This is a genomic window from Mycobacterium sp. HM-7 (genome assembly GCF_053852335.1).
Map to the genome: position 1 here is coordinate 5,973,925 of NZ_CM132657.1, position 24,900 is coordinate 5,998,824.

The 24,900-nt window shown below is 66.3% G+C and carries 27 protein-coding genes; 18 read left to right on the top strand and 9 right to left on the bottom strand.

Annotated features, from left to right (window positions below):
• Window positions 1–4: 4 nt before the first annotated feature.
• Both ACWW1C_RS28680 and ACWW1C_RS28685 read right to left on the bottom strand, forming a co-directional pair.
• On the bottom strand, window positions 5–1,813 hold the full coding sequence (locus ACWW1C_RS28680; protein ID WP_455981409.1) for a peroxidase family protein: 1,809 nt from the start codon (window positions 1,811–1,813) through the stop codon (window positions 5–7).
• A gap of 55 nt (window positions 1,814–1,868) precedes the next feature.
• The gene (locus tag ACWW1C_RS28685; protein ID WP_455981410.1) at window positions 1,869–2,519 is read right to left on the bottom strand and encodes a hypothetical protein; all 651 of its coding nucleotides are present in this window, start codon (window positions 2,517–2,519) and stop codon (window positions 1,869–1,871) included.
• 180 nt (window positions 2,520–2,699) lie between these two features.
• Between ACWW1C_RS28685 and ACWW1C_RS28690 the strand changes: the two genes are divergently transcribed.
• The 6 genes from ACWW1C_RS28690 to ACWW1C_RS28715 all read left to right on the top strand — a co-directional run bounded on the left by ACWW1C_RS28690 (window position 2,700) and on the right by ACWW1C_RS28715 (window position 7,600).
• Window positions 2,700–3,338 (top strand): TetR/AcrR family transcriptional regulator, encoded by a 639-nt coding sequence (locus ACWW1C_RS28690; RefSeq protein WP_455981411.1) that lies wholly within the window; start codon window positions 2,700–2,702, stop codon window positions 3,336–3,338.
• A 123-nt stretch (window positions 3,339–3,461) separates the two neighbouring features.
• A complete protein-coding gene (locus ACWW1C_RS28695) occupies window positions 3,462–3,671 on the top strand; it encodes a hypothetical protein (protein ID WP_455981412.1) in 210 nt (69 codons plus the stop codon).
• Window positions 3,672–3,845: 174 nt separating this feature from the next.
• Entirely contained in the window at window positions 3,846–4,691 is an 846-nt protein-coding gene (locus tag ACWW1C_RS28700) for an ABC transporter permease (RefSeq protein WP_455981413.1), read from the top strand.
• A gap of 10 nt (window positions 4,692–4,701) precedes the next feature.
• On the top strand, window positions 4,702–5,454 hold the full coding sequence (locus ACWW1C_RS28705; RefSeq protein WP_455981414.1) for an ABC transporter ATP-binding protein: 753 nt from the start codon (window positions 4,702–4,704) through the stop codon (window positions 5,452–5,454).
• Window positions 5,455–5,466: 12 nt separating this feature from the next.
• Window positions 5,467–6,492 carry an ABC transporter substrate-binding protein gene (locus tag ACWW1C_RS28710; RefSeq protein WP_455981415.1) on the top strand — a complete coding sequence of 342 codons (1,026 nt, stop codon included), beginning with the start codon at window positions 5,467–5,469 and terminating at the stop codon, window positions 6,490–6,492.
• A gap of 10 nt (window positions 6,493–6,502) precedes the next feature.
• A complete protein-coding gene (locus ACWW1C_RS28715) occupies window positions 6,503–7,600 on the top strand; it encodes an LLM class flavin-dependent oxidoreductase (RefSeq protein WP_455981416.1) in 1,098 nt (365 codons plus the stop codon).
• On the opposite strand, the gene ACWW1C_RS28720 is transcribed toward ACWW1C_RS28715, so the two are convergent.
• Complete coding sequence (locus ACWW1C_RS28720) at window positions 7,597–8,484, bottom strand: SCO6745 family protein (RefSeq protein WP_455981417.1); 888 nt, start codon at window positions 8,482–8,484, stop codon at window positions 7,597–7,599. The two genes, ACWW1C_RS28715 and ACWW1C_RS28720, sit on opposite strands and share 4 nt — an antisense overlap.
• A gap of 193 nt (window positions 8,485–8,677) precedes the next feature.
• Between ACWW1C_RS28720 and ACWW1C_RS28725 the strand changes: the two genes are divergently transcribed.
• On the top strand, window positions 8,678–9,700 hold the full coding sequence (locus tag ACWW1C_RS28725; protein ID WP_455981418.1) for a fused (3R)-hydroxyacyl-ACP dehydratase subunits HadA/HadB: 1,023 nt from the start codon (window positions 8,678–8,680) through the stop codon (window positions 9,698–9,700).
• 15 nt (window positions 9,701–9,715) lie between these two features.
• Here the strand turns inward: ACWW1C_RS28725 and ACWW1C_RS28730 are convergent, their stop codons facing one another.
• A complete protein-coding gene (locus ACWW1C_RS28730) occupies window positions 9,716–10,177 on the bottom strand; it encodes a nuclear transport factor 2 family protein (RefSeq protein ID WP_455981419.1) in 462 nt (153 codons plus the stop codon).
• A gap of 161 nt (window positions 10,178–10,338) precedes the next feature.
• On the opposite strand from ACWW1C_RS28730, the gene ACWW1C_RS28735 reads away from it, so the two are divergent.
• Together ACWW1C_RS28735 and ACWW1C_RS28740 are read left to right on the top strand one after the other, a co-directional pair.
• Complete coding sequence (locus ACWW1C_RS28735) at window positions 10,339–11,439, top strand: oxygenase MpaB family protein (RefSeq protein WP_455981420.1); 1,101 nt, start codon at window positions 10,339–10,341, stop codon at window positions 11,437–11,439.
• On the top strand, window positions 11,436–11,999 hold the full coding sequence (locus ACWW1C_RS28740; RefSeq protein WP_455981421.1) for a peroxiredoxin-like family protein: 564 nt from the start codon (window positions 11,436–11,438) through the stop codon (window positions 11,997–11,999). Before ACWW1C_RS28735 ends, ACWW1C_RS28740 begins: the two co-directional genes overlap by 4 nt.
• 1 nt (window position 12,000) lies before the next feature.
• Here ACWW1C_RS28740 and ACWW1C_RS28745 read toward each other — a convergent pair whose 3' ends face one another.
• Window positions 12,001–12,744 carry a TetR/AcrR family transcriptional regulator gene (locus ACWW1C_RS28745; protein ID WP_455981422.1) on the bottom strand — a complete coding sequence of 248 codons (744 nt, stop codon included), beginning with the start codon at window positions 12,742–12,744 and terminating at the stop codon, window positions 12,001–12,003.
• Between the two features lie 22 nt (window positions 12,745–12,766).
• Here ACWW1C_RS28745 and ACWW1C_RS28750 point away from each other — a divergent pair, with 22 nt between their 5' ends.
• The 3 genes from ACWW1C_RS28750 to ACWW1C_RS28760 are packed head-to-tail and all read left to right on the top strand — an operon-like array spanning window position 12,767 to window position 15,316.
• Window positions 12,767–12,997: a hypothetical protein gene (locus tag ACWW1C_RS28750; protein ID WP_455981423.1), complete on the top strand. Its 231-nt coding sequence runs from the start codon at window positions 12,767–12,769 to the stop codon at window positions 12,995–12,997.
• Window positions 12,998–13,004: 7 nt separating this feature from the next.
• Window positions 13,005–13,901: a hypothetical protein gene (locus ACWW1C_RS28755; RefSeq protein WP_455981424.1), complete on the top strand. Its 897-nt coding sequence runs from the start codon at window positions 13,005–13,007 to the stop codon at window positions 13,899–13,901.
• Between the two features lie 50 nt (window positions 13,902–13,951).
• Window positions 13,952–15,316 (top strand): ABC1 kinase family protein, encoded by a 1,365-nt coding sequence (locus ACWW1C_RS28760; protein ID WP_455981425.1) that lies wholly within the window; start codon window positions 13,952–13,954, stop codon window positions 15,314–15,316.
• On the opposite strand, the gene ACWW1C_RS28765 is transcribed toward ACWW1C_RS28760, so the two are convergent.
• The 3 genes from ACWW1C_RS28765 to ACWW1C_RS28775 form a co-directional block, all read right to left on the bottom strand.
• Window positions 15,313–16,683, bottom strand: a complete 1,371-nt coding sequence (locus ACWW1C_RS28765) for a flavin monoamine oxidase family protein (RefSeq protein WP_455981426.1) — start codon at window positions 16,681–16,683, stop codon at window positions 15,313–15,315. The genes ACWW1C_RS28760 and ACWW1C_RS28765 overlap by 4 nt on opposite strands.
• A 110-nt stretch (window positions 16,684–16,793) precedes the next feature.
• Window positions 16,794–17,045, bottom strand: a complete 252-nt coding sequence (locus ACWW1C_RS28770) for a hypothetical protein (protein WP_455981427.1) — start codon at window positions 17,043–17,045, stop codon at window positions 16,794–16,796.
• Between the two features lie 107 nt (window positions 17,046–17,152).
• Complete coding sequence (locus tag ACWW1C_RS28775) at window positions 17,153–17,755, bottom strand: TetR/AcrR family transcriptional regulator (protein ID WP_455981428.1); 603 nt, start codon at window positions 17,753–17,755, stop codon at window positions 17,153–17,155.
• A 97-nt stretch (window positions 17,756–17,852) separates the two neighbouring features.
• On the opposite strand from ACWW1C_RS28775, the gene ACWW1C_RS28780 reads away from it, so the two are divergent.
• Window positions 17,853–18,320 carry an SRPBCC family protein gene (locus tag ACWW1C_RS28780; protein WP_455981429.1) on the top strand — a complete coding sequence of 156 codons (468 nt, stop codon included), beginning with the start codon at window positions 17,853–17,855 and terminating at the stop codon, window positions 18,318–18,320.
• Here ACWW1C_RS28780 and ACWW1C_RS28785 read toward each other — a convergent pair whose 3' ends face one another.
• Window positions 18,321–18,851 carry a DinB family protein gene (locus tag ACWW1C_RS28785; protein ID WP_455981430.1) on the bottom strand — a complete coding sequence of 177 codons (531 nt, stop codon included), beginning with the start codon at window positions 18,849–18,851 and terminating at the stop codon, window positions 18,321–18,323.
• Window positions 18,852–18,952: 101 nt separating this feature from the next.
• Here ACWW1C_RS28785 and ACWW1C_RS28790 point away from each other — a divergent pair, with 101 nt between their 5' ends.
• Genes ACWW1C_RS28790 through speD form a run of 5 tightly spaced genes read left to right on the top strand, consistent with a single transcriptional unit; the run spans window position 18,953 to window position 24,896 of the window.
• Window positions 18,953–20,335 (top strand): amino acid permease, encoded by a 1,383-nt coding sequence (locus tag ACWW1C_RS28790; protein WP_455981431.1) that lies wholly within the window; start codon window positions 18,953–18,955, stop codon window positions 20,333–20,335.
• A 10-nt stretch (window positions 20,336–20,345) separates the two neighbouring features.
• A complete protein-coding gene (locus ACWW1C_RS28795) occupies window positions 20,346–21,848 on the top strand; it encodes a serine hydrolase domain-containing protein (RefSeq protein ID WP_455981432.1) in 1,503 nt (500 codons plus the stop codon).
• Window positions 21,849–21,889: 41 nt separating this feature from the next.
• The gene (locus ACWW1C_RS28800; protein ID WP_455981433.1) at window positions 21,890–22,531 is read left to right on the top strand and encodes a DUF1345 domain-containing protein; all 642 of its coding nucleotides are present in this window, start codon (window positions 21,890–21,892) and stop codon (window positions 22,529–22,531) included.
• A 57-nt stretch (window positions 22,532–22,588) separates the two neighbouring features.
• Window positions 22,589–23,680: a type III PLP-dependent enzyme gene (locus ACWW1C_RS28805; protein WP_455981434.1), complete on the top strand. Its 1,092-nt coding sequence runs from the start codon at window positions 22,589–22,591 to the stop codon at window positions 23,678–23,680.
• Window positions 23,661–24,896: an adenosylmethionine decarboxylase gene (speD, locus tag ACWW1C_RS28810; protein WP_455981435.1), complete on the top strand. Its 1,236-nt coding sequence runs from the start codon at window positions 23,661–23,663 to the stop codon at window positions 24,894–24,896. Before ACWW1C_RS28805 ends, speD begins: the two co-directional genes overlap by 20 nt.
• Window positions 24,897–24,900: the final 4 nt, after the last annotated feature.

Sequence of the window (24,900 nt, forward strand, 5' to 3'; positions counted from 1 at the left end):
TTCGTCAGCCCCAGGGCAGGTAGGCGCGGACGGAGTCGGCCAGCTGCACCACCGGGTTCTTCTTCCCCGGCACGGGTGCGCCCAGCTTCGGCCACGGCGCGAACACCCGCTCGACGTCGCCGATCACCGGATCCAGCTCTGGGTAGTGCCGCAGCATGACGTCCTTCATGGTGTTGTTGTTCACCCAGTCGAAGCCGACCTGGGTGTACACCTCGGGCTTGAAGTCGCTGGTGAAGAAGCGGTCACTCTTGAGCCGGCGCGACGCCATGAGGATGAAGATGCGGAATGCGGTGTCCGAGAAGCCGAACCCCTTCGGCGGCTGCTCGGCCTGCATCCCGATCTGCAGGTCGACGGCGTCGACGTCGCCGTTGTAGACCTCGTTGATCTCCCGCGCCCACTGCTTGTTCGGGGTGATGTCATTGATGGTCTTGCGCCGCGGCATCCGCAGCGCTTCGCGGAAGTCGTTGTAGCGCGGCACACCTCGCTCGCGGTCGCGCACGATGTCCAGGGTGGCGAGGTCGGTGACCTGCCCGTCGACACGAGTGAGGTTCCGCAGCGCGTTCGGGTAGTTGTGCAGACACACGGCGCCGGCGCTGGCCAGGCCGAACGAATACCACATGTCGCCCATCTGGATCTTGTCCATGAAGTCGCGCGTGTAGCTGCCCTGCAACTGCGTGAAGTCTGCCTTGACCAGATGCTCCCCGGACTCCAGGGAGAAGAAGTTCCAATCATCCGGGATCAGCGGGTGCATCCGGTAGACGGAGACGAACTCCTCGGTCAGCGAGAAGGGCGCGGCGTGGTGATCGGTCGGCGAGCCGATGATGCCCGAGATCGCCTCATTGTCGCTGATCCGGCCGAACCTCTCCTGGAACGTCTCACCCAGTGCCCCATACCAGTTCGCGTTCATACCGATCTGCAGCGCCGGGTGGCGCAGCACGCACGGCGTCCACTCCACGGTGTGGATCTTGGCGATCAGTGCCGATATGACAAGCACGCCGATCTCGAAGAGGCGCTGGTCATCAAAGCTCGGGTAAGCCTTCTTCAGCGCATCGCAGACGGCGTTGTGCTCGCGCGCGAACATCGTGTGCAGCAGCCCCGTGCCGACCCAGTAGTTCTCTTTCATGCCGGTCAGGTCGATACCCGGAATGTCGCTCTCGGGCAGGCGTCCACTCGGGTCGACCTTGACCTTGCCGTCGACGAAGGTACGAACCTCCGACTGGCGTTCCTTGCCACTGCCGTAGACCTGGGAACCATCCCACCAGTGCGTCTCCGCGTTCGCGAAAACCGGTGCCGGACAACCGTCCGCGATCTCGCCACGCAGCGGGATGGTGCACCGGATCTTCATCGGGTTCTCGGGGAACTGGTCACCGGCGCTCAGCGGGATGTCGATGGTCTTGTCGGGCACCCCATCGCCGTGGAAAAACCAGTTGTGGTTCTCGAACTGCAGCCACGCAGCGGCGAGTGCGTTGATGATGCCCGCGGGCTTGAAATCATCGCGGGCCATCAGCTTTCGGCTGATGACGCGTGGGTCCGGCTTCAGGAGTCGCTTGACGTCGGTGACGGTCATCGACAGCGGCACATTGCGGCCGAAGCCGGTGCCCTTGGCGCCCATGTGCGGATCTTCGAGGTCGTTCCACGTGCCGTCCGGCTGGCGGGCACGGCGCACCTCGTCGTTGGGCTGGCCCAGGTCGTCCGATGGCCGCATGCCGTACGCCTCGTACAGGTTGTGCTCACGCAGCTCATCGCGAGTCTTCGCCAGCGCGTTCAACTGCAGGAGGAGAGAGGGATATTCGTGCCACTGGGACGGAATCATGTTGTCGCCGTTTCTTTTTCGAAGTTTGCGGTGGTTTCGGGTGATCTGAGGTCCGTCAGCGAGGTGTGCGCAGCGCGAAATATCCAATCTTGCTGAACCGGTCGGAGCCGGTGTTGAACAAAATCTTGCCGAGGTACACGCCGGGTACCAGCTCCACCAACTCGTCGCGGATGCTGCGGATCACCAGGCGCGGATTGGATTCCACATTGGCGTAATCGATGACCATCACCTGGCGGTCGGGGTCGTCCTTGCCGGCTTCGACGTACGTGGCGAAATCGAAAGCGAGTTTGCCCGATTCGGCGTCACGCATCGAGTACAGCGGCCACAACAATTTGCCGACCAGTCCGGTGCTACGGGTCAGCCGGTTGTCGCCGGTGCCGCTGTCCGCGTCGAAGCGTTTGCCCTGCCAGGGCATCCACAGAGCCGTGACGGCCCGGGTCACCGTATCCAGCGCCGGGTTCGTCGTCGTCATGACGAGGATGCCCTCCGTCGGGCCATCCAGCTCGACCGGCGGCGTACCCAGCCGGAAAAGGTCATTGAGCTGAGCTTCGGCGGAGTCGGCGTCGTTGTCGGCCAACGCGGACAGCTCGACGATCCAGCTCCACGCCGAGTCGACCGCTCCCGATTGCCCCTCCGCCACCGATTTTCGCAACCACGCCAACCTGTCATCCGCAGCAGACTCCGCGGTGGCTTCTTGTTCGCTCATCGGCACCATTTCCGTTGAATTTCGAGCACCCGCGGAGCATGATAGTGATCTACGCCACTCTTTGCGGGCATTTCAAGACGATCGTCCAAACTTCGCCGCCGACGGCAGAAGTGCCTGATCAATGAATATATTTAGAGTTTCCCGCCAGTTCACTGACACCTCATCCGCCACTGGAGCCCCGTGGATACCGCTTCGAGCCGCATTGCAGGCCGACTCTCGGGCGCGCGCGGAAAAAAGTTCGCTGCACGGCGCCAGGCGCTGGCCGCCCAGGCCACCAGCGGGCTTGCTGAACTCGGCTTCGCGCGGGCCAGCATGCGCGAGCTCGCCCAGCATTGCGAGATATCGCTCGGCGTCTTGCACTACTACTTCGACGACAAAGACGACCTCGTCATGTGTTGCGTGCGGCAGTACAAGGACCACTTCGTCGACCGCTACAACGCGATCGTCATCGACGGCAGTTCCGGGCCGGAGCTCAAGAGCCGCATCAGTGGCGCGCTGAGCAACTCACTGCGCGAGTCGGCCGTGATGCACCGCCTCTGGTACGACCTGCGCACCCAAGCACTCTTCGACGATCGCTTCGCCGTGAGCATCAACGAGATCGACGACAGCCTTGCCGGGCTCGCGTGGAAGGCGGTCATCGCCTACGCCGAACTCACCGAGTCCGCAGTCACCGTCTCGCCGGCCATCGTCTATGCGACGGCAGACGGGCTCTTCCACCGCGCGCTGCGCGACCTGATCACCGGAAACACCGACGCCCCGCAGCGACTGGCGCACGAAATCGAGTCGGCGCTGGACGATTTCGTGGGCAAAGTCGAATAGCCGCCGAATAGCATCCCTGCCGGCATCGTCCCGCAGTCGACCTCGAGTGCATACCGTGGTCGGAGATCAAGATCAGCCCTGGGCGCGATGTCGGCCGACCCGGCCGTTCGTAGCGTCGAATGCATGACACACGCACACGTTCCGACTCCCGCGGAGATGCTGCGGGATTGGCTGCGCCACAGCGCCCAGCAGTTCGCCGACGCGGTCACCGGGGCCGGCACCTGGATTCAGAGCCGCACCCATTGGCCCGAGCATCGGGCCGACTACTACCCGCCGCGGCGCGAGGCGTCGTTCGAGGAGGCGGCCATGGCACGCGAAATGTATCGGCTCTGAATCCAGGCGCCGACGCCACGCAGTAGAAAGCTGTCGCGGCAGCTCGGCGACGGCAACGCGCCCGTTCCCGTGGAATCAGGGCGACGGTAATTCTTCACGGCCCGCGGTCGGGCTCCTACGTTCGGTGTCAAGGCGCATGCGCCTTGACCGATTGCAGCCGACGTGAGGAGCGTGATGATCACCCGCGAGGTCCCGGCGGCCCCTGTCGCCCCGGTGGCCCCCGGTACCGAACCTGCTGCGGTACAGGCGGTTTCCTGGCTCCACCGTGTCCATGCCCGGCGCTGGGAAATCCTCCGCTGGCTGTCACCGCTGGCGGTACTCCTGCTGTGGCAGGCCGGCAGCGCGTGGGGCCTCATCGATCCAGAGATCCTTCCGGCGCCCCAGACCATCGCGGAGGCCGGCATCGAGCTGATCGGAAACGGTCAGCTCGCCGAAGCACTGCGCATTTCCGGCGTCCGCGCAGCTGAAGGCCTCCTCCTCGGCGGAGTCATCGGCGCGGCCCTCGGCGCCCTCGTGGGCTTCTCGAAGTGGGCCGACGCCACGGTCGATCCGACGATGCAGATGATCCGGGCGCTGCCCCACCTCGGCTTGATCCCGCTGTTCATCGTCTGGTTCGGCATCGGCGAGCTGCCCAAGGTGCTGATGGTCGCGTTGGGTGCGGCGTTCCCGCTCTATCTCAATACGTCATCGGCGATCCGCCAGGTCGACCCCAAGCTGTTCGAAACCGCCGCAGTACTGGGCTTTTCACCACTGCAACGGCTGCGGACCGTCGTCATCCCCAGTGCCGCACCCCAGGTCCTCGTCGGGCTGCGGCAATCGCTGGCCATCTCATGGCTCACCCTCATCGTCGCTGAACAGATCAACGCCGACTCGGGCGTCGGCTACCTCATCAACAATGCGCGCGACTTCCTCCGCATCGACGTCATCATCTTCGGTCTCGTCGTGTACGCACTGCTCGGCATCGTCACCGATGCAGTGGTGCGGGTGCTGGAGCGTCGTGCCCTGCGTTATCGATCCTGAAAGGCAGACCATGACAACGCTTTACGAAGCAGCCACTGAGGCGGCTGCCGTGGCCGAGCCGCCCGCGGGAGAGTTGCGCTCGGTGTCCAAGTGGTACGGCGGCAATCGGGTGCTCGACGACGTCACCCTCCGGGTGAATCGAGGCGAGATCGTCGCGCTGGTCGGGCGCAGTGGTTCGGGCAAATCTACGATACTGCGCGTACTTTCGGGCCTCGCCGGTGATTTCCAGGGCCGGCGGGAAGTCCAGGGCGCGCCGGCCGTCGCGTTCCAGGAGCCACGGCTGTTCCCGTGGCGCTCCGTTCGGGACAACGTCCGCTACGGCCTGACCCGCACCAAATTGTCCCGCGCCGAAGCACTTTCCCGAGCCGACCAGGCCCTCGCAGAGGTAGGCCTGGCCGACAAGGCGCAGGCCTGGCCGCTGACCCTGTCAGGCGGGCAGGCGCAACGGGTCTCCCTGGCCCGCGCGCTGGTGGCAGAACCGCAACTACTGCTGCTCGACGAGCCATTCGGCGCTCTCGACGCCCTGACCCGGCTCTCGATGCACCGCCTCCTGCTGAACCTCTGGCGCCAGCACAACTTCGGGGTACTCCTGGTCACGCACGACGTGGACGAAGCCATCGCACTGGCCGACACCATCGTCGTGCTCGAGCACGGGCGGGTGGCGCACACGCTGCCGATCGAGAACCCGCGCCAACCGCACGGCCTGCGCGACCGAAACACCGACGACTACCGCGCCGAGCTGCTCGCGCAGCTCGGCGTCTGACAGGAGAAGACTGTGACGCGTTCACGGCTAGCACGACTGGTATCCATTCTGGCCGCCGGCGCACTGCTCACCGCCTGCGTTTCCAGCCGCGATACCAAGAGTGAAGTGGCTGTGCCCCAGACAGTTCCGACAGCGGACCTGAGTGGCCTGACATTGCAGGTGGGCGATCAGAAGGGTGGCACCGAGTCGTTGCTCCGCGCGGCCGGGGAACTCGACAACGTGCCCTACAAGGTGCAGTTCTCGACGTTCACCTCCGGGCCACCCCAGGTGGAAGCGGCCACCGCGGGCAAGATCGACTTCGCTGTCACCGGGAACACGCCGCCCATCTTCGGCGCCGCGGCGGGTGCGAAAATCCGCGTCGTATCGGCCTATTCGAACAGTGCCGCCGGCGACCAAATCCTCACCCTCACCGGTTCAGCGGTTCATTCCGTGGCCGACCTTCGCGGGAAGAAGGTCGTCGTCGGCAAGGGAAGCTCGGCACACGGTCATCTCCTGCTCCAGCTGCAGAGGGCCGGCCTGACGGTCAAGGACATCCAGCTGGTGTTCCTACAGCCGGCCGACGCCTTCACCGCCCTGAGTCAGGGGCAGGCCGACGCCTGGGCCATCTGGGATCCGTACACGGCCCTGGCCCAGAACCAGCTCAAGGTGCGTACGGTGGTCACCGCCGAAAATGTCACCAACGGCTACGGATTCGGCATCGCCTCGGTGGCCGCGCTGCAGGACGCCAAACGCAACAGCGCACTGGCCGACTTCGTGCAACGGATTGCCCGCGCCTCCAGCTGGGCCAAGGACCACCCTGACCTGTGGTACCAAAAGTACGCTGCCGCAATCGGAATCGATCCGCAGGTGGCCCGCGCCGCGCAGTCACGAAGCCTGCGACTGGCCATCCCCATCAACGATGCCGTGATCGCATCGGAGCAACAACTCGCCGACGCGTTCGCGCAGGCGGGACAGATCGAGCACAAACCCACCTTCTCGCAATTCGTCGACAACCGGTTCGGCGATCAACTGTCGCAGTTCTGGACCGCCGCAAAATAGGAGGATTGTCTTGTCCGCCAAGTTCTTCTGGTTTCTGCCGACCAACGGTGACAGCCGCTCGATCGTCGGCGCGTCACACGCCTCGTCGCACCACACGGTTCCGGCGGGTTACCGCAAGCCCAGCCTGCGCTATCTCAGTGAAGTGGCCCGTGCGGCCGACCATCTCGGGTTCGAAGGGGTCCTGACGCCGACCGGAACCTGGTGTGAGGACGCCTGGTTGACGTCAGCCGCCCTGCTGGAGCAGACCGAAAGGCTCAAGTTCCTGGTCGCTTTCCGTCCCGGCTTGGTGCCGCCCACCTTGGCCGCCCAGCAGGCGGCGACTTTCCAGCGATTCTCAGAGGGCCGCCTGCTGCTCAACATCGTGAGTGGCGGCGACGATGTCGAGCAGCGCCGGTTCGGCGACTGGCTCAGCCACGACCAGCGCTATGAACGCACCGGTGAATTCCTCGAGATAGTGCGCGACGTGTGGCGCGGCGGGCCCGTCGACTACCGCGGGAGGCACTACTCCGTCACCGATGCCCGGGTGTCCGAGCCGCCGAACCCGTTGCCGCAGTTGTATTTCGGTGGCTCGTCGCCGGCGGCGCTACCCATCGCGGCAGAGCACGTCGACGTCTACCTGACGTGGGGCGAACCACCGGCCGCAGCGGCAGCCAAGATCGCGCAAGTGCGTGAACTGGCCAAGGCTCGCGGGCGCAGCCTGCGGTTCGGCATCCGGCTGCACACCATCACCCGCGACACCTCTGAAGCCGCCTGGGCCGTCGCCAACTCCCTGCTGTCCGAGTTGACGCCCGAACAGATCGCCAAAGCCACCGCACTGCATGCCAATTCCGAATCCGAAGGACAACGACGGATGACGGCGCTGCACGGCGGACGGCTCGATCACCTGGAGGTCTATCCGAACCTCTGGGCCGGTGTCGGTCTGGTGCGGGGCGGCGCCGGGACCGCGCTGGTCGGCAGCCATGAGGAGGTGGCGTCGCTGATCTCCGAGTACCACGACCTCGGATTCGACGAGTTCATCCTCTCCGGCTACCCGCACCTCGAAGAGGCCTACTGGTTCGCCGAAGGTGTGCTCCCGCTGCTGCGCAAGCGCGGCGCCCTGGCCGCCTAGCCGAGGTTCGCACCGGGATCGTCAAGGTCGCTGTGCTGCAACGCCATCGGTGTGATCGCCGGTAAATCGCCGCCGGCGACCACCTGTCGAGCAATCGGGGTGAGCGCCCGGAACAGGGTCTCGACCTCATCGTCGCTCAGCACGTCGAGCGTCGGCAACGCGGCCGCGTCGGTGCGGTACTCGACGTCGTCCTTGAGCTCGCCTCCCGCGTCCGTCAACGAGCCGTCGTCCGTCACCAAGCCCCGTGCCGCCAGCCGCGCCGTCACCGCAGCCCACTCGGCGTCGTCGTAGTCGCGGGTGGTCACGACCTTGTCCTTCGTGGTCCGTCCCGCCGCGACATGCAGCACGTTGCTTTCGCGGCCGGTGATGCCGGCGGCCACGAGGGCCGCAACGTGGGCGTCACCTCGTTGTTCACGCAACAGTGTCGCCGCATGCCAGAGCGCGGCCACCGGCTCGTCAGGCCACGGCACCGCCGACAGCGCGGCGAACAGGGGACGACCGTCGACGGCTGCTCCGCGTGCGACCCGCCCGAGCAGATCGGCGGCGGTGCGCAGGTTGTCGTCTGCCGTGAGGCCGTACCGGCGCAGTGCAGCGACGGCGCCCGCTTCCCTGGCCGCGAGCGCCTGCTGGGGCGTCGCGATGTCCCACGCGCCGGCCAGCGACTTCGCGACGCGATGGGCGGCGAAGTTGTAGAAGATCGCCTCGACGACCTGCGGAGGCACCGGGCCCAGTGGCGCTGACCTCGTGACGAAGTAGCCGCTCCAGAAGCTGCGGTAGCCGAGGTCGACGGCGGCGGCCCGCGACTCGGGCGCGAAATAGGTGATCGCGTGCACAGGTTCGTAGCGCTCGAACAACCGGCGGGCCAAAGTGGGTGTGCGGGCCATACCGCCAGTCAAGCACGGCCCTGATTTCGCCCGCGAACAGCCACGGGCGTCCCGGCAATCGCGTGGTTTTGGGCACATTTCTGGCTGCTCAGCGCAGGTAGACGGCGCATCGACGTGTGTTGTCGCCACCTCGCCACGTAGTGTGCTTTGGTCGGCCTCAGCGAACACGTCGATAGAAAAGTTGGGCACAGTCATGACGACAGCAGCAGAAGCGTCGCCGCTCGAAGCGCGGATCGGCCACCACTACCAGATGGACGGTACCTACCTGGTCGGCCGCGAGAAGCTGCGTGAGTACGCCCGCGCGGTGCAGGACTACCACCCCGCGCACTGGGACGTCGCTGCCGCCAACGCGCTCGGCTACGCCGACGTCATCGCGCCGATCACGTTCACCTCGACCCCCGGCATGAAGTGCAACCGGCGGATGTTCGAGTCGATCGTCGTCGGCTACGACACCTATCTGCAGACCGAAGAGGTCTTCGAGCAGCACCGCCCCATCGTCGCGGGTGACGAACTGGTCATCGACGTCGAGCTGACGGCGGTGCGTCGGACCGCGGGCCGGGACTTCATCACTGTGACCAACACCTTCACCGACACCAAGGGCGAGCGGGTCCACACCCTGCACACCACCGTCGTCGGCGTGACGGCCGAGGACATCGACGCTGACATCAAGTCGGCTGCTCAAAAGGCCATGATGCACGACATGAACATCCTGGACATCGGCTCCGAGGAGTATCGCAAGACGGTGCGCCCCGACGGCGACATCCGGATTGCCGGGGACGCGGCCCGCACGCCGGGGACGCCGTCGTTCGACGACGTGGCCGTCGGCGACGAATTGCCGGTCCACCCGATGCGACTGTCCATCGGCGACCTGGTCAACTATGCCGGCGTGGCCGGCGACGCCAACCCGATTCACTGGGACAAGACCCTCGCGCAGCTGGCAGGCCTGCCCGACGTGATCGCCCACGGCATGCTCACCATGGGGATGGGCGCCGGATTCGCCTCCTCTTGGTCGGGCGACCCCGGTGCGGTCACCCGCTACACGGTGCGGCTGTCCGCGCCCGCTGTCGTGCCGGCCGCCGAGGGCTGCGCCATCGAGTTCAGCGGCAAGGTCAAGTCGCTGGACCCGGGGACCCGCACTGGCGTCGTCATCGTCGGCGCGAAGTCGGGTGGCAAGAAGATCTTCGGTCTCGCCACCATGGACGTCCGCTTCCGCTGAGTTTCGGGAAGCGCCCTACTGGGCGAACAGCACCGCGGGATTGCCTGACATCGCCGACCACCGGCTGATGCGGTTGACGATGCGCCAGCCTTCGGGCCGGCGGGCCCAGGTGTCGGTGTATTCACCGTTGGTGTCGAAGTTCTCGGCTGCCAGTGGTCCGAGGCCCTGATGGCGGGCCTGGACGTAGGCGCGAGTGACGGCCGTCCCGTCGTCACCGACTTCGACCTGGACCGATCCGATGAGATGCTGTGTGCCGCCACAGTTTTCGAGATATCGGCGGAACGTGTCCACCAGTGCCGGCAGGCCTGACTGCGGCCCCTGATCGCCGTAGTCGAACGTCACGTCATCGGCGAAAACCCGCGAGACCTCCGACCACCGCTTGCCGTCGACCAGGCGCGCGAAGGCACCCAGGCCCGACCGCAACTCCTCGGCGTCCACCAACTTCTGCACTGCGTTACGCACCGCCACGTCCGACATTCGGCTCTCCATCCTGTTCGCTCTCCGCATCGTATGGCCGGGTCCGAGTCTCGCGCGCTCGCGTTTCCCGCCCCGCGGGCACGGCCCCTTGTCCACTCATCCCATCTGGAGTAACGTCGCCATTGGAATAACGTTGCTATTTCAATGAGCACGGAGGAACCATGAAGTCCGTCCGCCTACAGGACGTCGCGATGCCCAAGGCAGAGCGCCAGAGGATCGACCGCCGATACGACTTCCTACTGAAGCTGCACGGCAAGAACGGGAAGAAAGCCCTGGCCATAGCGGAGGCCCCCCGGGCCGACAACGGCTACTTCGGGCCCGAGTCGATCAGCTGGAAGGTCTACGAGAATGTGATGGTCGCCGGAATGGGCGCGCTCTCAGGCCTTTTCATCTCGGTGCTGGACCCCGACGGGGCATACGGCGTCGGGCACCACACCACGTACTACTACGACACGATCGGCCGGATTCGCCGCAGCCTCCACTTCTTCGCCGGCGCCGTCGCGGGCGATACCGCCAGCGCCGAAAAAGTGGGAATCGACCTGTTCCGCAAGCACTCTCACATCACCGGCGAAGTGCCCGCGACCGGCGAACTGTTTCAAGCCAATCACGTCGAGACGCTCAAGTTCACCTACGTCGTGGGCTGGCCCCATCTGTGGCGCGCGTACAAGGCCTTCGGCGACCCGAACGCGACTGACGAAGACGAGCGCCAGTTCTACCGCGAGCAGGTCAAGGTCTGTCAGCTGATGGGGATGCCGGCGAGCGAACTGCCGGACACCCCCGAAGATGTCGAAGCCTGGGTACAACGGGCCGAGCAGGAACTCATGGCCTTCACCCGGCCGGCGCAGGAACTCACCGACTTCATGACCCATCCCCCGGTGACGCCGCTGAACCCCAACCTGGTTCTCGGAACGCTGATGCGGGTCGCGATCTGGGCCGCCATCCCGCTTCTGACGCCGTACGTGCGCCAGATCTGCGGCCTCGAGGACTATCGGATACGGCCGCGGCTGGGCTCACTCCTGGTCAAGGCGACCGTCAAGGCATTGGAGAATCCGGTCTTCGACCGCCTCTTCATCCCGTACTTCGGCCCGGAGATGTGGGGCTACCTGCACAACGTCATCCGGCACGCCGACAGCGCCGGCTTCGTGGAGATGACGCACGATCCCGGCCTCGCCCTGCAACAGGGCAAACGCGGCACGATGTGCCCGTTCGCACCGACGGTTCCGGCCGACCGCGCGAATGATGCTGTAGGAGTGGGCAGATGAGCCGGGTCGACGTCATCAGCAACGAGCGCGTGTTCGATGACCGGCACCACCTGCACGAATTACAGGACTTCTGGCGCGACGGGCCAGTGGCACTGGTGTTCCTGCCGCAGTTCGGCAGCGCCTTCGGCCTGGCACAGGCCAGAGAGTTGACCGCGCGGTCCGACGAGGTCGAAGCGCTTGGCGCCCGGGTGATCTTGATCGGCATCGGCACGTCGATCCAGGGGTTCACCTTCCGCCAACGGACCGGCTTCCGCGCTCCCGTCATGGTCACGCAAGACCACACCCTCTATCGCACAATGGGATTGGCCACGCGACGCCGATGGTTGAACCCGATCCGGAATGCGACCGCCTTCATCAACTTGGTCCGATCCGGAAACTACCCGTATCAGCGCACCGGCGATCCGCGCCGGCTCGGTGGCGTGTTCGTCGTCGACCGCGGCGGACGACGCGTCACCTGGGAGCATCGAGCTCGGTACGCGGCCGACCTGGCCGCTGCGGCCGACGTTGTCGCAGCGCTTCGCTCGGTCGCGGCGCAGCGGGTGGCCGCGGGGACGGGCTGACCTACGCCGGCTTGCCGGAGGCCAACGCGTCGAACCACAACCGCATGTTGGCCACCATCAGCGCCGCGCCTCGCTCTGCGTCGATCGTCCCCAGCGCCTGGGCCATGGCGATGCCGGCGCCGGTCGCCACCGCCACTTCGATGGCGTCGTCCATCAGCGGGTGGTCGGCCGGAACCCCATCTGGCACTGCATCTTCGAGCAACACGCGCGTCGATTCCTTGAACCGCTCCAGCGCCTCGCGGGCCTTGGCGAGCTGCTCGGGGTCATGGAAGGTACTGGTGACGTACTCAGCAGTCAGCACGACAAGGTTCGGCTCCGCGCCGATTCGGGCCCACCAGCTCGCGAGGGCCGCCAGCCTGTCGTCAGTGGAGACACCGGCAGCCACGAGCGGCCCCAGCAGTTGATTGAGTTCGGCCATGGAGCGATTCCGGATCACCTCGAGGCAGAGCGCTTCTTTGCCCTCGAAGTTGCTGTAGACCGCACCGATGGTGCGTCCCGCCTCCGCCGCGATGGCAGCCAGGGTCGTGGCGTGGTACCCGTTGGCGTAGAACAGTTGCTCGGCGGCATCCAGCAATTCCTGCCGCGTCTGCGCTTGGCTCTCCGCCCGAGTCAGCACCTTCCGAGCAGCCACCACGTCCTCCACATCCTCCACCCGACGGGTCTCGATGTTACCGCTATCCAGATAACGAGCCAGCTTAGGGGCACTTTTGTGAACCGACCGCGCGCCTTCGAATAGTAACGCCATCCGAATGTGGTAGTTATTTAAGATGGACAAGGCCGAGGCCCCGGGTGCCGACAACCCGCTGCTCGATGAGCTCGGACAACCGCGGGCAGTACTCGACAAGCTCACCCCCGAGGAATCAGCCCTGCTGCTCGGCCTGCTGAGGAAAGCCAAGGTAGCCCATCAGCGCAGCCTGAACGAGTCACTCGACGATGGGCTCAAGGTCCTGCCCCGGCTGATCCGCCCCGCCGCCCGCAAGATCCTGTTCGGAAGGTGACCCGCCGATGGCCGACATCCTGACCCGCGCCCAGCTGTCACTGCTGGCCGCGCTACTGCAGACCGATGCCGCGAATCTGTCCAGCCTCGAACGGCTGGGCGCCGACGACCTCAAGGCCCTGCGCAACGCGATGTCCGACGCACTGTTCGACGAACAGGCCGAGGTCTTCGCCCGCGTGGGCAAGCTGGCACCGCTGGTCCCAAATGCCTTGGTGGTCAACGTCGCTCAGCGGGCCGTGCCGCCGGAAGTCGCGGGGCGCGTGGGCGGCGCGGTGGGGCTGGCGCATGGCGACCGCGCCATCGGGGTGCTGTCCGGGCTGAAACCGGTCTACCTCGCCGACGCGGCGCCGTACGTCGACCCTCGGGTCATCCCGCACTTCGCGCCGCGGTTACCCGCCAAGCTGCTCATCCCGGCGGCCAAGGAGCTGCTGCGGCGACGTGACTATCTGACGGCGTCGCGCTTCGTCGAATACGCCACCGACGAACTCATCGTGGCGTTCGAGCGGGCCATCGACGACGACGAAGGCATCATCCTGACCGGCGTCCTGGTGTCGGACACGAAGGTGATGAACGACATCATGCGGGCCGCCGGCACGGACCGGTCCCTGCGGATGGCGCGGGCCGCCATCACGGGCAAGCCGGAAGTGCTGGCGGCGCTGCTGTCGCTACTAAACCGGATCGACCCCGAGCTCGCGCGGCCTGCGGTCACCGCACTGCTGGGCCACTCCGACACCGACGTCGTGGCGTACGTGCTCGAAGTGGCCGGTAGAGAAGGCGTCGTCATCGAGGTGCTCGAGGTCTCCGCCGTGCTGGACGGCGAGGCCCGCGCCCGCCTGGCGAGCCTGGAGGCCTGGCAACACCTCACCCGCGAAGCCGAGTCCTGGGAGCACGAGACACCCGCATGATCAGGCCGGTACGTTGATGGCGTCGTTGCACCGATTCCGTGGGAGGCAGCGTGGCACGCCGACTGCCTGAAGGGCGTCTTGCGCGGGGTGGCAAGTTGGGCGCCCTGGCCGCGAAGCAGGCTGTGCGCGGCGGCCGAACCCGGCTGTCGATGGTCGGCCGGTCGGAACGTGCCAAGGAGCTGCTGGCCGAGCGCGCGACCATCCAGATGGCCGAGAACCTGGTGACGGTGCTGGGGTCCATGAAGGGCGCGGCTATGAAGCTCGGCCAGATGTTGTCGGTGATCGAACTCGACCTGGTGCCCGAATCGCACCGGGAGCAGTTCCGGGAAAAGCTTGCCGCACTGCGGGATCAGGCGCCGCAGGCACCGTTCAGCGCGATGCGCGAGGTCATCGAAGCCGACCTGGGCCCCCTTTCGGGCGTCTTCTCCGATTTCGACGAATTCCCCACGGCCGCAGCATCAATCGGCCAGGTGTACCGCGCCCGGCTGCGTGACGGTCGCGACGTCGCCGTCAAGGTTCAGTACCCGGGCGTGGATCGGGCGATCCAGGCCGACATGCGCAATCTCGCGCTGCTGATGAAGCTTTGGCGGCTGTGGCCGTCGGCGAACACCGCGATGCTCGACGAGATCACCCGGAACTTCGAAAGCGAGCTGGACTACCTGCGGGAAGCCGACACCCAGCACTTGGTGGCCGAGCAGTACCGCGACCACCCGTTCATCATCGTCCCGGACAGCGTCGCCGAGTTCTGCACGCCGCGGGTTCTGGTCACCGAATACCTTGATGCCAAAGGCTTCGATCACATGCGGTCGCTGCCCGCGGCCGACCGCAATCACATCGGGGAACTGGTCTACCGCTTCTATATCGGGTCGCTGTTCACCAACCACGAATTCTGCGGTGATCCCCACCCGGGCAACATCATGCTGGCCGCCGATGGCCGAGTCGGCTTCGTCGACTTCGGCTTGTACAACCGCATGGATCCGGCCAACGTGGCGTTCGAGCTGGACTGCTTCCACGCCGCGATCGAAGGCCGCGCCGACGACCTCTACCGCCTGATGCTCGACCGCGGCATAGTCGACACGGAATCCGGTGTGACAGAGCAGGATTGCCTCGAATACATCTGGGCCGCGAGCGAATGGCACATGATCGACGAAGACCTCACCATCACACCGGAACTGGCCACCGGCGCCGTCGTATCGGCCATCGATCCGCGTCAGACCGAATTCGCCGGGATGAAGCGCCAGATGCTGCCACCCGAACACGTCTTCTCCCGGCGCGCAGACTTCCTCACCTTCGGCACCCTGGGCCATCTGCAGAGCACCAACAACTGGTACCGGATCGGCCAGGAATGGTTCTTCGACCGCCCGGCAGAGACCGAGATCGGCCGCGAGATCGCGCGCTGGCGGACGAACCGTTAGCCGGCGGCGACCACGCTGTCCGCGGCCAGCACCTCGGTGGCCGCGCGTTCCCCGGAGCGCACCGCACCGTCGATCCAGCCGCACATGATGGCCGAACTTTCCGCGCCGGCCCAATGGATCCGCCCACACGGGGTCCGCAGCGCGTGGCCGAATTCGGTGAGCACGCCGGGCGGTGCGTGGCTGATCATGCCGCCGCCGGAGTAGCGCTCGACCGTCCAGTTCTGCTCGTGGTAGCTCACCGGGGACGCGGCCTTCGCCCCGAACCGGTCGACCAGTTCCCTGACGACGGCGGCCTTGCGTTCCGCCGGATCGAGCAGCCCGAGCTTGCGCGCGGCCGGGCCTTCGGTGATGACGCACATGATGCCTGGGGTGCCGGTGTCCGTGCAGGCATCGATGGTCAGCGTGGCCGGACTGCCCGGTGCGGCCGACTGTCCGCACAGGCCGTCCGCGCGCCAGAACGCCGTCTCGTAGACGATGGAGATCTTGTAGACGGCGCCGCCGGGCATGCGTCGGTGCAGGAACGTCCGGTCGACGGGAAGCATTGGCTCATAGTCGATTTGGGTGGCGACGGCCAGTGGCACGGCGACGATCGCCTGCCGAGCGCGAACCGTCAGCCGCTCGGACCGCACCGTGACACCGTCGTCGTCCTGCGCGATGAGGTCCACCGGGCTCGAAAGATGCAGCGCGTCACCGAGTTCGGCGGCCATCGGTCCGTAGACGGCGCCCATGCCGCCGCGCACCCGGGCGTCCTGGGCGCCGCCGGAGTTGGAGATGACGAATACCGGTCCGCCGCCCGAGCCCATCTGGTGCAGCGCCCACAACAAGGACGTCTCCGAAGCGGCTGAGGTGTAGATACCGGCCATGGCCATGTCGAGCATCTCGCGTGCCTGGTGCGAGCGGATGTTGCGATGCAGCCACTCCCCCAAGGTGATTCGGTCCCACTCGGCGGCCTTCTTGGCCTCCCACGGGGCGTCGAACGGGATCGTCTTGCACATCTGCCCGATCTCGAGGAGGCCCGCGCCGAGGTTCGCGATGGCCCACGGGCTCATCGCCCACGGAATCGTGCCCGAGTATCGGTGCATCTTGCCGTCGACGACCATCATCGCGTCGCCGTCGACGTACTCCTTGTATTCGGTCACGCCGTACTGAGACATCAGGGCCTTGATGCGGTCCTGACCCGGCCCGACCCAGGCACCGCCGCGGTCAATCCAGGTTCCGTCCGGAAGCACCTCGGTGAAAGTACGGCCCCCGACCCGATCCCGCGCCTCGAGCAGGGCCACCGAACGGCCGGCCTGTTTCAGCCGCAGCGCCGCGGTCAAGCCCGCGAAACCCGCTCCTACGACACAAAAGTCGACATCGGCCGCCATGAGAGTCGCCCCTTCGTTCGGACGTCAGGCGTAGCTCAAGGTACGCCTGACAACCCGCACGAAAGCGGAATTGGCGAATTAATTGACGGCACCGCCAACCCTCGTCAGGGCTACATGGCCCCCGGCGTGCCGGGCGGGCTCATCGAACCGTCGACGTTGGGCACCATGGCTGGGGCGGGGATGCCACCTTCTGCGGCGTTGTCGCCCGGGATGCCGTCGTCCGCCGGAGTGTCCCAGTCTGCCGCATTACAGTGCGGTTCCCACGGCAAGCAGGCCGGAAATGGCCCTACTGCGAGAACGCTGCTCGCAGGCCCGCCCACACTTAGCAGCGACGCGGCCGCGATACCGACTCCCGCGATCACCAAGCCACCCGTCCTCGACGCCATAGCAACCCCCAGTTCGCATCGCCAGATGCATCTGAAGCTACGCCGGCAAAGCGCACAGGGTCCAGCAATCGGCGAATCCCCGACTACGCACCCGGGAGTTGGCCGACGACGCCCAGCGCGAGGTCCTTGGCGCACACCAGCTCGGTGTCGTCGGCAAACAGTTCCCGCCGGGTATTACCGCCGTTGAGAAACGCGTCGATCTTGAACGCGTCGACAGCTGGGTTCGGCGAGCCCGCGGCGGTCAGCTCGGTTTCCAAGAACGTCAGCCAGCCGCGCTTGAGCTTCCTGACCTCGTCCGCGACCGGGCCGTCGCGGCGGCCGTATTCGGCCGTGGTCGCGGCGATGAAGCATCCGCCGCGGAACACGCCGGCGAGCAGGTAGTCGGTCCAGGTGTCGATGAATGCGCGCAGTCGCGGCGCTCCGGGGGCAACCTCGTACACCTTGGCGAGCACGGTTTCGCGGTAGATGTGCCGCGCCTCGGCCACCGCGGCGACCTGGATTGCCTCACGATTACCGAACACCGTGAGGATGCCACTTTTGCTGACCCCGGTAGCCGTGGCCAGCGCACCCACCGTGATCGAGTCGAGCCCGTGCGTTGTCGCGATCATCGCCGCCTCGTGGGCGACCTTGCGCCGCGTCGCGTCACCGCGGACGCGCCGCCCATCCGACTGGTCGTCGATTCCCACCCCCGCATTTTATACGTGCGACTGGACGTAAATCTCTGTGATCGCTAGGCTCCGAAACACGTCCGATCGGACGTTTAACTTCGCGATTGGGGCCCTCATGACTTCGAATCCGCAACCGGTGCTCGAGGAAAGCATCGACATCGCCGCCGCGCCCGACGAGGTCTGGACGTTGGTCAGCGACGTGCGCCGCATGGCCGAGTGGAGCCCACAGGTCGAATCAACCCGCTTGCGAGGCGGTGCCGAGCAGGTCGCCGACGGTGTCGAGTTCACCAACCTCAACAGCAACGGCACCTTCCAGTGGACGACGCATGGCACCGTGGTGCGGTTGGACAGCGGTCGCGAGATCGCGTTCCGGATCAAGGAGAACTGGGCCATCTGGTCCCTGCGCCTGGAGCCCACAGCGGGCGGGACGAAGCTCACCCAGCGGCGCGAGAACCCCGACGGCAGTCCTGCTGAGACGGTCCAGGTGATCGACGCCTACCTGGGCGGGCAGGACGTCTTCACCCAATCCATGCGCGACGGGATCCGGCAAACCCTGCAGGCGATCAAGGCCGCGGCGGAATAGTCAGCGACTGACGTCGTAGGAGTGGTGGACGACGTCGTGCAGGTGATACAGCGAGATGGTCGCGACGGTGAATTCGCTTCCGTTACTGCGTAATCCGCGGCGCCCCCAGGAGTCGGCCGGCACGCCCGCGTAGGTCGCGGCGACGATGTTCGCCGCGTCGAACAGTTCTGTCGCGACCACCGCGGGATCCTGCGACGCGTAGTCATCGGCGATCGCCGTCTCATCCTGGTCCCAGTTGGGAAACCGCGGATCGTCTTCCGTGAGCATCAGCTGCAGACGGTGCGCGAAGATGCGGTGCACGTCGCGGACGTGGGACCCGTATTCCAGCGTCGACCACACGCCGGGCTCAGGCCGAGTTCGGACGCCCGGGGACGCGAGTCGATGCACCCAGTCGGCGGCATCGTCGCGGATCCGCACGGCGACATCGGTGGGCTGGAGGGACGACGCGTCGAAGCCGCAATCCGGGCAGGCGCGCGACAGCACCCACGTCCAGTCCTTCGTATCGGGTTCGATCGGCTCCGGAGTCGTCACGGCACCAGTGTGGCACCCACGCCGGTGCGGTGATTCAGATCGGTAACCCAACGGGCCGGGATAGCCTCTACGGACTCATCCGGCGAATGGAAGGCAATCCGATGGCTCCCAGCACCCGTCCCGCTGAGGGGCCCCGGGCCGAAACCGCCTCCACAACCGACGCGCCGATGCACCGCGATCTGAAAAACCGTCATCTACAGATGATCTCGCTCGGCTCCGCGATCGGGACCGGCCTGTTCCTCATCTCGGGCACCTCAGTGCAGACCGCCGGGCCGATCGTTCTCCTCGGGTATGCCGTCGCCGGCATCGTCCTCTACGGAGTGATGCGGATGCTCGGCGAGATGGCTGTCGCCCATCCGGTCGCGGGGTCATGGTCGGCGTACGCGCGCGAATATCTGGGTAAACCAGCGGGATTCATCGCGGGCTGGAACTGGTGGTACGTCTGCGTCGTCGTCTGCATGGTGGAGTTGACGGCAGCTTCCGAGTTCATGGCCTTCTGGTTCCCGGGCCTGCCACGCTGGATCACCACCGCCGTATGCCTCGTGCTCATCACCGCCGCGAACACGATCAACGTCAAGGCGTTCGGCGAGTTCGAGTTCTACTTCACCCTGATCAAGGTGACAGCCGTAATCGCCATGATCGTGCTCGGCATCGCGATCATCTTCGGCGCCGGCGACTACAACGTGCACGGCCTGGAAAACCTCTGGGCGCATGGCGGTTTCGCCCCGAAGGGGCTCGGCGCCTTCATGATCTCGCTGGTCGCGATCACGTTCTCCTTCGGCGGCATCGAGTCGCTCGGCACGGCCGCCGGCGAGGTCGAGGAACCTGCCCGCAACATCCCCCGCGCCATCAACCAGGTCCTGTTGCGAATCCTCATCTTCTACGTGGGTGCCATCGGCGTCATGTTGATCATCTGGCCCTGGGATCAGGTGGGCACCGAGGGCAGCCCGTTCGTGCTCATGCTCGTCGGCCTGGGAATCGGCGGCGCCGCAACGTTGCTCAACGTCGTCGTGCTGACCGCCGCGCTGTCGGTCGCGAACGTCATGACCTACAGCAACGCGCGCATCCTGTACGACCTCGCCGCCAGCGGCCAGGCCCCACGGTTCCTCGCCCACACCAACGCCCGCGGCGTGCCCGTCCGTGCCCTGCTGCTCAACTCCGGATTCGTCGCCGTGGCGGTGCTGCTGAACATCGTGCTCCCCGGCAAGGCCCTCGCGGTCCTCATTCCCGTCGTCGTCGGCGCCGAGCTGATCACCTGGAGCATCATCTCGCTGAGCCACCTGCGATTCCGGGCGCGCGAAGGAGCCGGCGTCTTCAAGACACCGCTGTCGCCGATCACGAACTACCTGTGCCTCGGGTATTTCGCACTGATCTATGTCCTGATGACGCTGGACCCGTCGTCGCACTCCGGAGCCATCGCATTGCCGCTGTGGTTCTGCGGACTGCTCATCGTCGGGTTCCTGCTGAACAGGGTCAGGCGCTAGCGTCGAAGCGATGAAGGTGCTGCGCGCTGCCCGGGTTTCGGCGCTCGTGCTTGTCCTCACGGCGTGCGGGCAACCGGCACCGCCTGCCGTCACCTCGCCCGCCGCCTCCCCGGCTGCCTCGCCCGCAGCCGCCCCGGCGCCCAGCGCCGTCCCGATCCCCACCGTTGTCCCGGCCGGTCCATTCGCTGCGGTGTCCCGCCTGGTCAACGAGGCCATTGCGGCACATCGATTGCCCGGCGCGGTGATTCAGGTCGGGCACGCCGGGAAGGTTGCCTTCCGGCAGGCCTACGGCGCGCGCCGGCTGGGTGACGAGCCCGGGCTGGACGGGTCTGCGGCGCCGGCCGAGCCGATGACCGACGACACCATCTTCGATCTCGCGTCGTTGTCGAAGAGCCTCGGGACAACCGTCGCGTTCCTGCAGTTGTACGAAAAGGGCCTGGTGCGGGTCGACGAGCCCATCGAGACCTACTTTCCGGAGTTCAATCCCACCAACGACCCACGGCGCGCCCAGGTGACAGTGCGCATGATGCTCACCCACACATCCGGGACGGGCGGCGACCTCAGCCACCAAGGCCCCTGGGGACTGACGAGTGCCGACAAGGCCGAGGGCATCCGTCGCGCGCTCACGGCGCCATTGGAGTTCGGTCCAGGCGAGGGATTCCACTACTCCGACCTCAACTTCATCATCCTGGGCGCGCTGATCGAGAAGATCACCGGCGACTCATTGGACAACTACGTGCAGGACAATGTGTTTGCGCCCCTGGGGCTTTCCGATACCCGGTACCTGCCCGCCGCCAAGGCCTGCGGTCCCCACCACGTTCGCGGTACGGCAATCGTTTTCGACGGCAGTCCGTCCGGCCCGTGCCCGCCGGGTACCTGGAGCACCGACCTACTGCGGCGCGTCGCACCGACGGCGCACGACGATGACACCCCGGGACTCAACCCCGACTTCGACCAGTTGATCCGCGGTACCGTGCATGACCCGACGGCCAGGCGCATGGGCGGCACCGGCGGCAGTGCGGGGGTGTTCTCGACGGTCGACGACATCGGCCGGTACGCGCAGGCCCTGCTCGACCGGCTCGCCGGCCGTCCGAGTCCGTTCCCGTTGGCGCCGGAGACGGCGGAACTGATGGCGACGCCGCAACAGCCGGGACACAACGCCAAGCAGGTGCCCGCGGCGGACGCTGCCAGTCGGAGGGCCATCGAAAATCACCCCAACACAACGGATCCCCTGCTGGCCCCGAACTATCCGGCCATCGCGGGGCAATCGCTGCGAAGTTTCGGCTGGGACATCGACACCGAACACTCCCGGCCGCGCGGCATGGTCTTCCCCGTCGGTAGCTTCGGCCATACCGGCTTCACCGGCGTCAGCCTCTGGATCGACCCTGAGTCGGACACCTATGTCGCGGTGCTGGCGAACGTGATCCACCAACGCGGCGGCCCGCCCATCGCCAGGTTGAGCGGCGACATCGCGACCGAGGCGGCGCGTGCGTTACGGCTCTACGGGAACTGAGGCCGGCAGAACCCCGCCGAAATCAGGTTCACCGCAGGAGAATGCATGAGGTGACATCACTCTCCGGCGCGAACAGATTCTGGATCAGCTTGACCGCGGGCCTCGGTGTCGGCCTCGCCACCGGGATGCTGTCGCAGCGTTGGCCCGTTGGTCTGCTGGCGGTGGTCATCGTCACCGCCGCCTGCCATGTCTTGTGGGCGCTCGCAGTGCTGTGGCGGATGGATCCCGAGCGGACGAAGGCCCATGCAAGTGAGGCCGACGTCGACGACGAGATCGGCGACCTCGTCTTGTTCCTGATCCTGACCGCCAGCCTGACCTCCATCGGCATCCTCCTGCTGTCCGCCAATGATGCGGACAAGGCGTCGTACGCAGGCATGGCGTTGGTCGCGATCCTCGCCACCTGGGCGCTGCTCCACACCATGTACATGGCCCGCTACGCCCGCATCTACTATGACGACGACGACGCGGGTGGCATCGACTTCAACAACCCCGGTGTCGATCCGCAATACAGCGACTTTTACTACTTCTCGTACAACTTGGGGATGACCTACCAGGTCTCCGACACCGATGTCACCAGCGCGCACATGCGGGCCGAGGTGCTCCGGCACTGCCTCTTCAGCTACATCTACGGCACCGTGATCATCGCCTGCACGATCAACCTCGTCATCAACCTCGTCGGCTGATCCCTTCGCTCACCGATCGACGCGCGGCGGATGAATCCGTTCAGTAGTGTCCCGCCTGTGCCCGGTAGGCCCTACCTGACGATCGACCTCGCGACGGTGCGCAGCAACGTTGCTGAATTGCGCGGTGCGCTGCCCGCCGCCGAGGTCCGGTACGCCGTCAAGGCCAACCCGGCCGAGCCCGTGCTCCGGCTTCTGGCAGACCTCGATTGCACGTTCGACGTCGCGTCCGTCGGCGAGATCGACCTGTGTGCGGCGGCCGGCATCGACGGCGCCCTGATGACATTCGGGAACCCGCTAAAGAAGCCCACCGAGATCGCCTACGCGTTCGCGCGGGGCGTGCGCCGGTTCACCTTCGATACCGCGGACGGCCTGTCGGCTACCGCCGAGAACGCGCCGGGATCGAGCGTCGAATGCCGCATCGCGCCGGCGTTTCCGTCGTCGGTGACGCCGTTCGGGCACAAGTTCGGGTGCTCGCCCGAGGATGCGGTCGGGTTGTTGACCGAGGCGTCGCGGCTCGGGCTGCGGGCGGACGGCGTGGCCTTCCACGTGGGCTCGCAGCAGCTCAACCCGGCAGCGTGGGAGATCGGCATCCGTTGTTCGCGTGTCATTTTCGACGCTGTGCCCGGCCTGGCGACGCTCAACCTGGGCGGCGGCATCCCGATCTCGTACGATGCGCGGGTACCCGACGTCAGGCTGGTGGGCGGCGCCATCGGCGACGCGCTGGGGCGTCACTTCCCGGCGGTCCCCCAGGTCGTCATCGAACCGGGCCGGGCGATCGTCGGCTCGGCGGGCACGCTCTCCTGCGAGGTCGTGTCGGTGCGGACCGGCACCGACGGACGTCGCTGGGTGTACCTGGACATCGGGCGCTACGGCGGCCTCGCCGAAACCGAGAACGAATACATCCGGTACCGGCTGCGCACCAGCCGCGATGGTGATCCCGTCGACGACGCGGTGGTTGCCGGCCCGACATGCGACGGCGATGACGTGTTGTATCAGCGGTATCCGCTGCCGCTGTCGCTGCGCCCGGGCGATGCGGTCGAGATCGAGTCGGCCGGTGCCTATACGACGAGTTACTCGTCGTCGTTCAATGGATTCGAACCGCTTGCAACGCAATTCGTGGAGGTCACTGATGCAGTCACAACCGGGTAGCAGCTTCGCGGGCTGTCACGTGCTGGCCGAATTCACCGGTATCGATCCTGACCTGGCCAACGATCGCGTGCGGCTGCGGCACCTCTTGCGCAGCGCCGTCGAGCGCGCCGGAGCCACCGTCTGCGACATGGTGGACAAGCGGTTCGAGCCGCACGGTGTGACGGTGCTGGCGTTGCTCGCGGAATCGCACGCGTCGATCCACAGCTATCCCGAGCGCGGCGCGATGTTCGTCGACGTCTTCACCTGCGGGGAGTCGGCCGACGCCGAGGAGGCGGTGCGGCTGCTGCGGCAGGCCGTAGATGCGGCAGATGCCCACGTCCACACAGTGTTTCGCGGAGCCGGCAAGCAGATCGTCGAGCCGATTGCACCCGGCATCAGCCGCACCTGGGAACTCACGGATGTGCTGTGCGACGTCCACACCGACTTTCAGCATCTGGTGATCGGCCGCACCGAGCAGGGCATCTCGCTGTTCAGCGACTCGGACCGGCAGAGCACCGAATTCAGTCAGCTCGTCTACCACGAAGCCTTGATGGTGCCGGCGATGCTGCTGACCGAGACAATCGATCGGGTGCTGATCATCGGCTCCGGTGAGGGCGTGGCCAGCCAGATGGCCGTCGCTGCCGGGGCCACGCACGTCGACCACGTCGACATCGACCGCGAGGCCGTCCGGCTCTGCGCCGAACACCTGCCCTACGGTTACACGCCCGCTGAATTGGCAAGGGCGGAAGCCGGACTCGGCGCCGTCACGGTGCACTACACCGACGGATACGAGTTCGTCGCCAACCACACCGGGCCCCGGTACGACGTCGTCGTCATCGATCTGCCGGACGAACGCACCGAACCCGCCCAGCACAACCGCCTCTACGGCGCGGACTTCATGAAACTGTGCGGCGATATCGGCGCCATCGTCGTCGGCCAGGCGGGCTGCCCCACGCTCTGGCGCAACGAGACGCTGGTGCGGTCCTGGGAACGTTTCGGCGAAACCTTCGGCACCGTGGTCTATTTCGGCAGTGACGAGCACGAGTGGGCGTTCCTGTCGGGTACCAGCGGGGTTCTCGAGGATCCGCTCGCGACGATGACGGCGCGACTGAAAACGCTGCCGTACCGATGTCAGACGATCGACGCCGCGGCGCTGGCAGCTGCGACGACACCACCGATGTCTTTGCGGGAGAACGGGGTCGGCTTGGGCGCGGGCTCCAGCGGGCACGCCGACTAGAGTC

Coding starts and splice junctions, on each gene's coding strand:
- ACWW1C_RS28680 (WP_455981409.1), bottom strand. CDS start 1,813: ATGATTCCGTCCCAGTGGCACGAATATCCCTCTCTCCTCCTGCAGTTG.
- ACWW1C_RS28685 (WP_455981410.1), bottom strand. CDS start 2,519: ATGAGCGAACAAGAAGCCACCGCGGAGTCTGCTGCGGATGACAGGTTG.
- ACWW1C_RS28695 (WP_455981412.1), top strand. CDS start 3,462: ATGACACACGCACACGTTCCGACTCCCGCGGAGATGCTGCGGGATTGG.
- ACWW1C_RS28700 (WP_455981413.1), top strand. CDS start 3,846: ATGATCACCCGCGAGGTCCCGGCGGCCCCTGTCGCCCCGGTGGCCCCC.
- ACWW1C_RS28705 (WP_455981414.1), top strand. CDS start 4,702: ATGACAACGCTTTACGAAGCAGCCACTGAGGCGGCTGCCGTGGCCGAG.
- ACWW1C_RS28720 (WP_455981417.1), bottom strand. CDS start 8,484: ATGGCCCGCACACCCACTTTGGCCCGCCGGTTGTTCGAGCGCTACGAA.
- ACWW1C_RS28725 (WP_455981418.1), top strand. CDS start 8,678: ATGACGACAGCAGCAGAAGCGTCGCCGCTCGAAGCGCGGATCGGCCAC.
- ACWW1C_RS28730 (WP_455981419.1), bottom strand. CDS start 10,177: ATGTCGGACGTGGCGGTGCGTAACGCAGTGCAGAAGTTGGTGGACGCC.
- ACWW1C_RS28735 (WP_455981420.1), top strand. CDS start 10,339: ATGAAGTCCGTCCGCCTACAGGACGTCGCGATGCCCAAGGCAGAGCGC.
- ACWW1C_RS28740 (WP_455981421.1), top strand. CDS start 11,436: ATGAGCCGGGTCGACGTCATCAGCAACGAGCGCGTGTTCGATGACCGG.
- ACWW1C_RS28745 (WP_455981422.1), bottom strand. CDS start 12,744: ATGGCGTTACTATTCGAAGGCGCGCGGTCGGTTCACAAAAGTGCCCCT.
- ACWW1C_RS28750 (WP_455981423.1), top strand. CDS start 12,767: ATGGACAAGGCCGAGGCCCCGGGTGCCGACAACCCGCTGCTCGATGAG.
- ACWW1C_RS28755 (WP_455981424.1), top strand. CDS start 13,005: ATGGCCGACATCCTGACCCGCGCCCAGCTGTCACTGCTGGCCGCGCTA.
- ACWW1C_RS28765 (WP_455981426.1), bottom strand. CDS start 16,683: ATGGCGGCCGATGTCGACTTTTGTGTCGTAGGAGCGGGTTTCGCGGGC.
- ACWW1C_RS28780 (WP_455981429.1), top strand. CDS start 17,853: ATGACTTCGAATCCGCAACCGGTGCTCGAGGAAAGCATCGACATCGCC.
- ACWW1C_RS28790 (WP_455981431.1), top strand. CDS start 18,953: ATGGCTCCCAGCACCCGTCCCGCTGAGGGGCCCCGGGCCGAAACCGCC.
- ACWW1C_RS28795 (WP_455981432.1), top strand. CDS start 20,346: ATGAAGGTGCTGCGCGCTGCCCGGGTTTCGGCGCTCGTGCTTGTCCTC.
- ACWW1C_RS28800 (WP_455981433.1), top strand. CDS start 21,890: ATGCATGAGGTGACATCACTCTCCGGCGCGAACAGATTCTGGATCAGC.
- speD (WP_455981435.1), top strand. CDS start 23,661: ATGCAGTCACAACCGGGTAGCAGCTTCGCGGGCTGTCACGTGCTGGCC.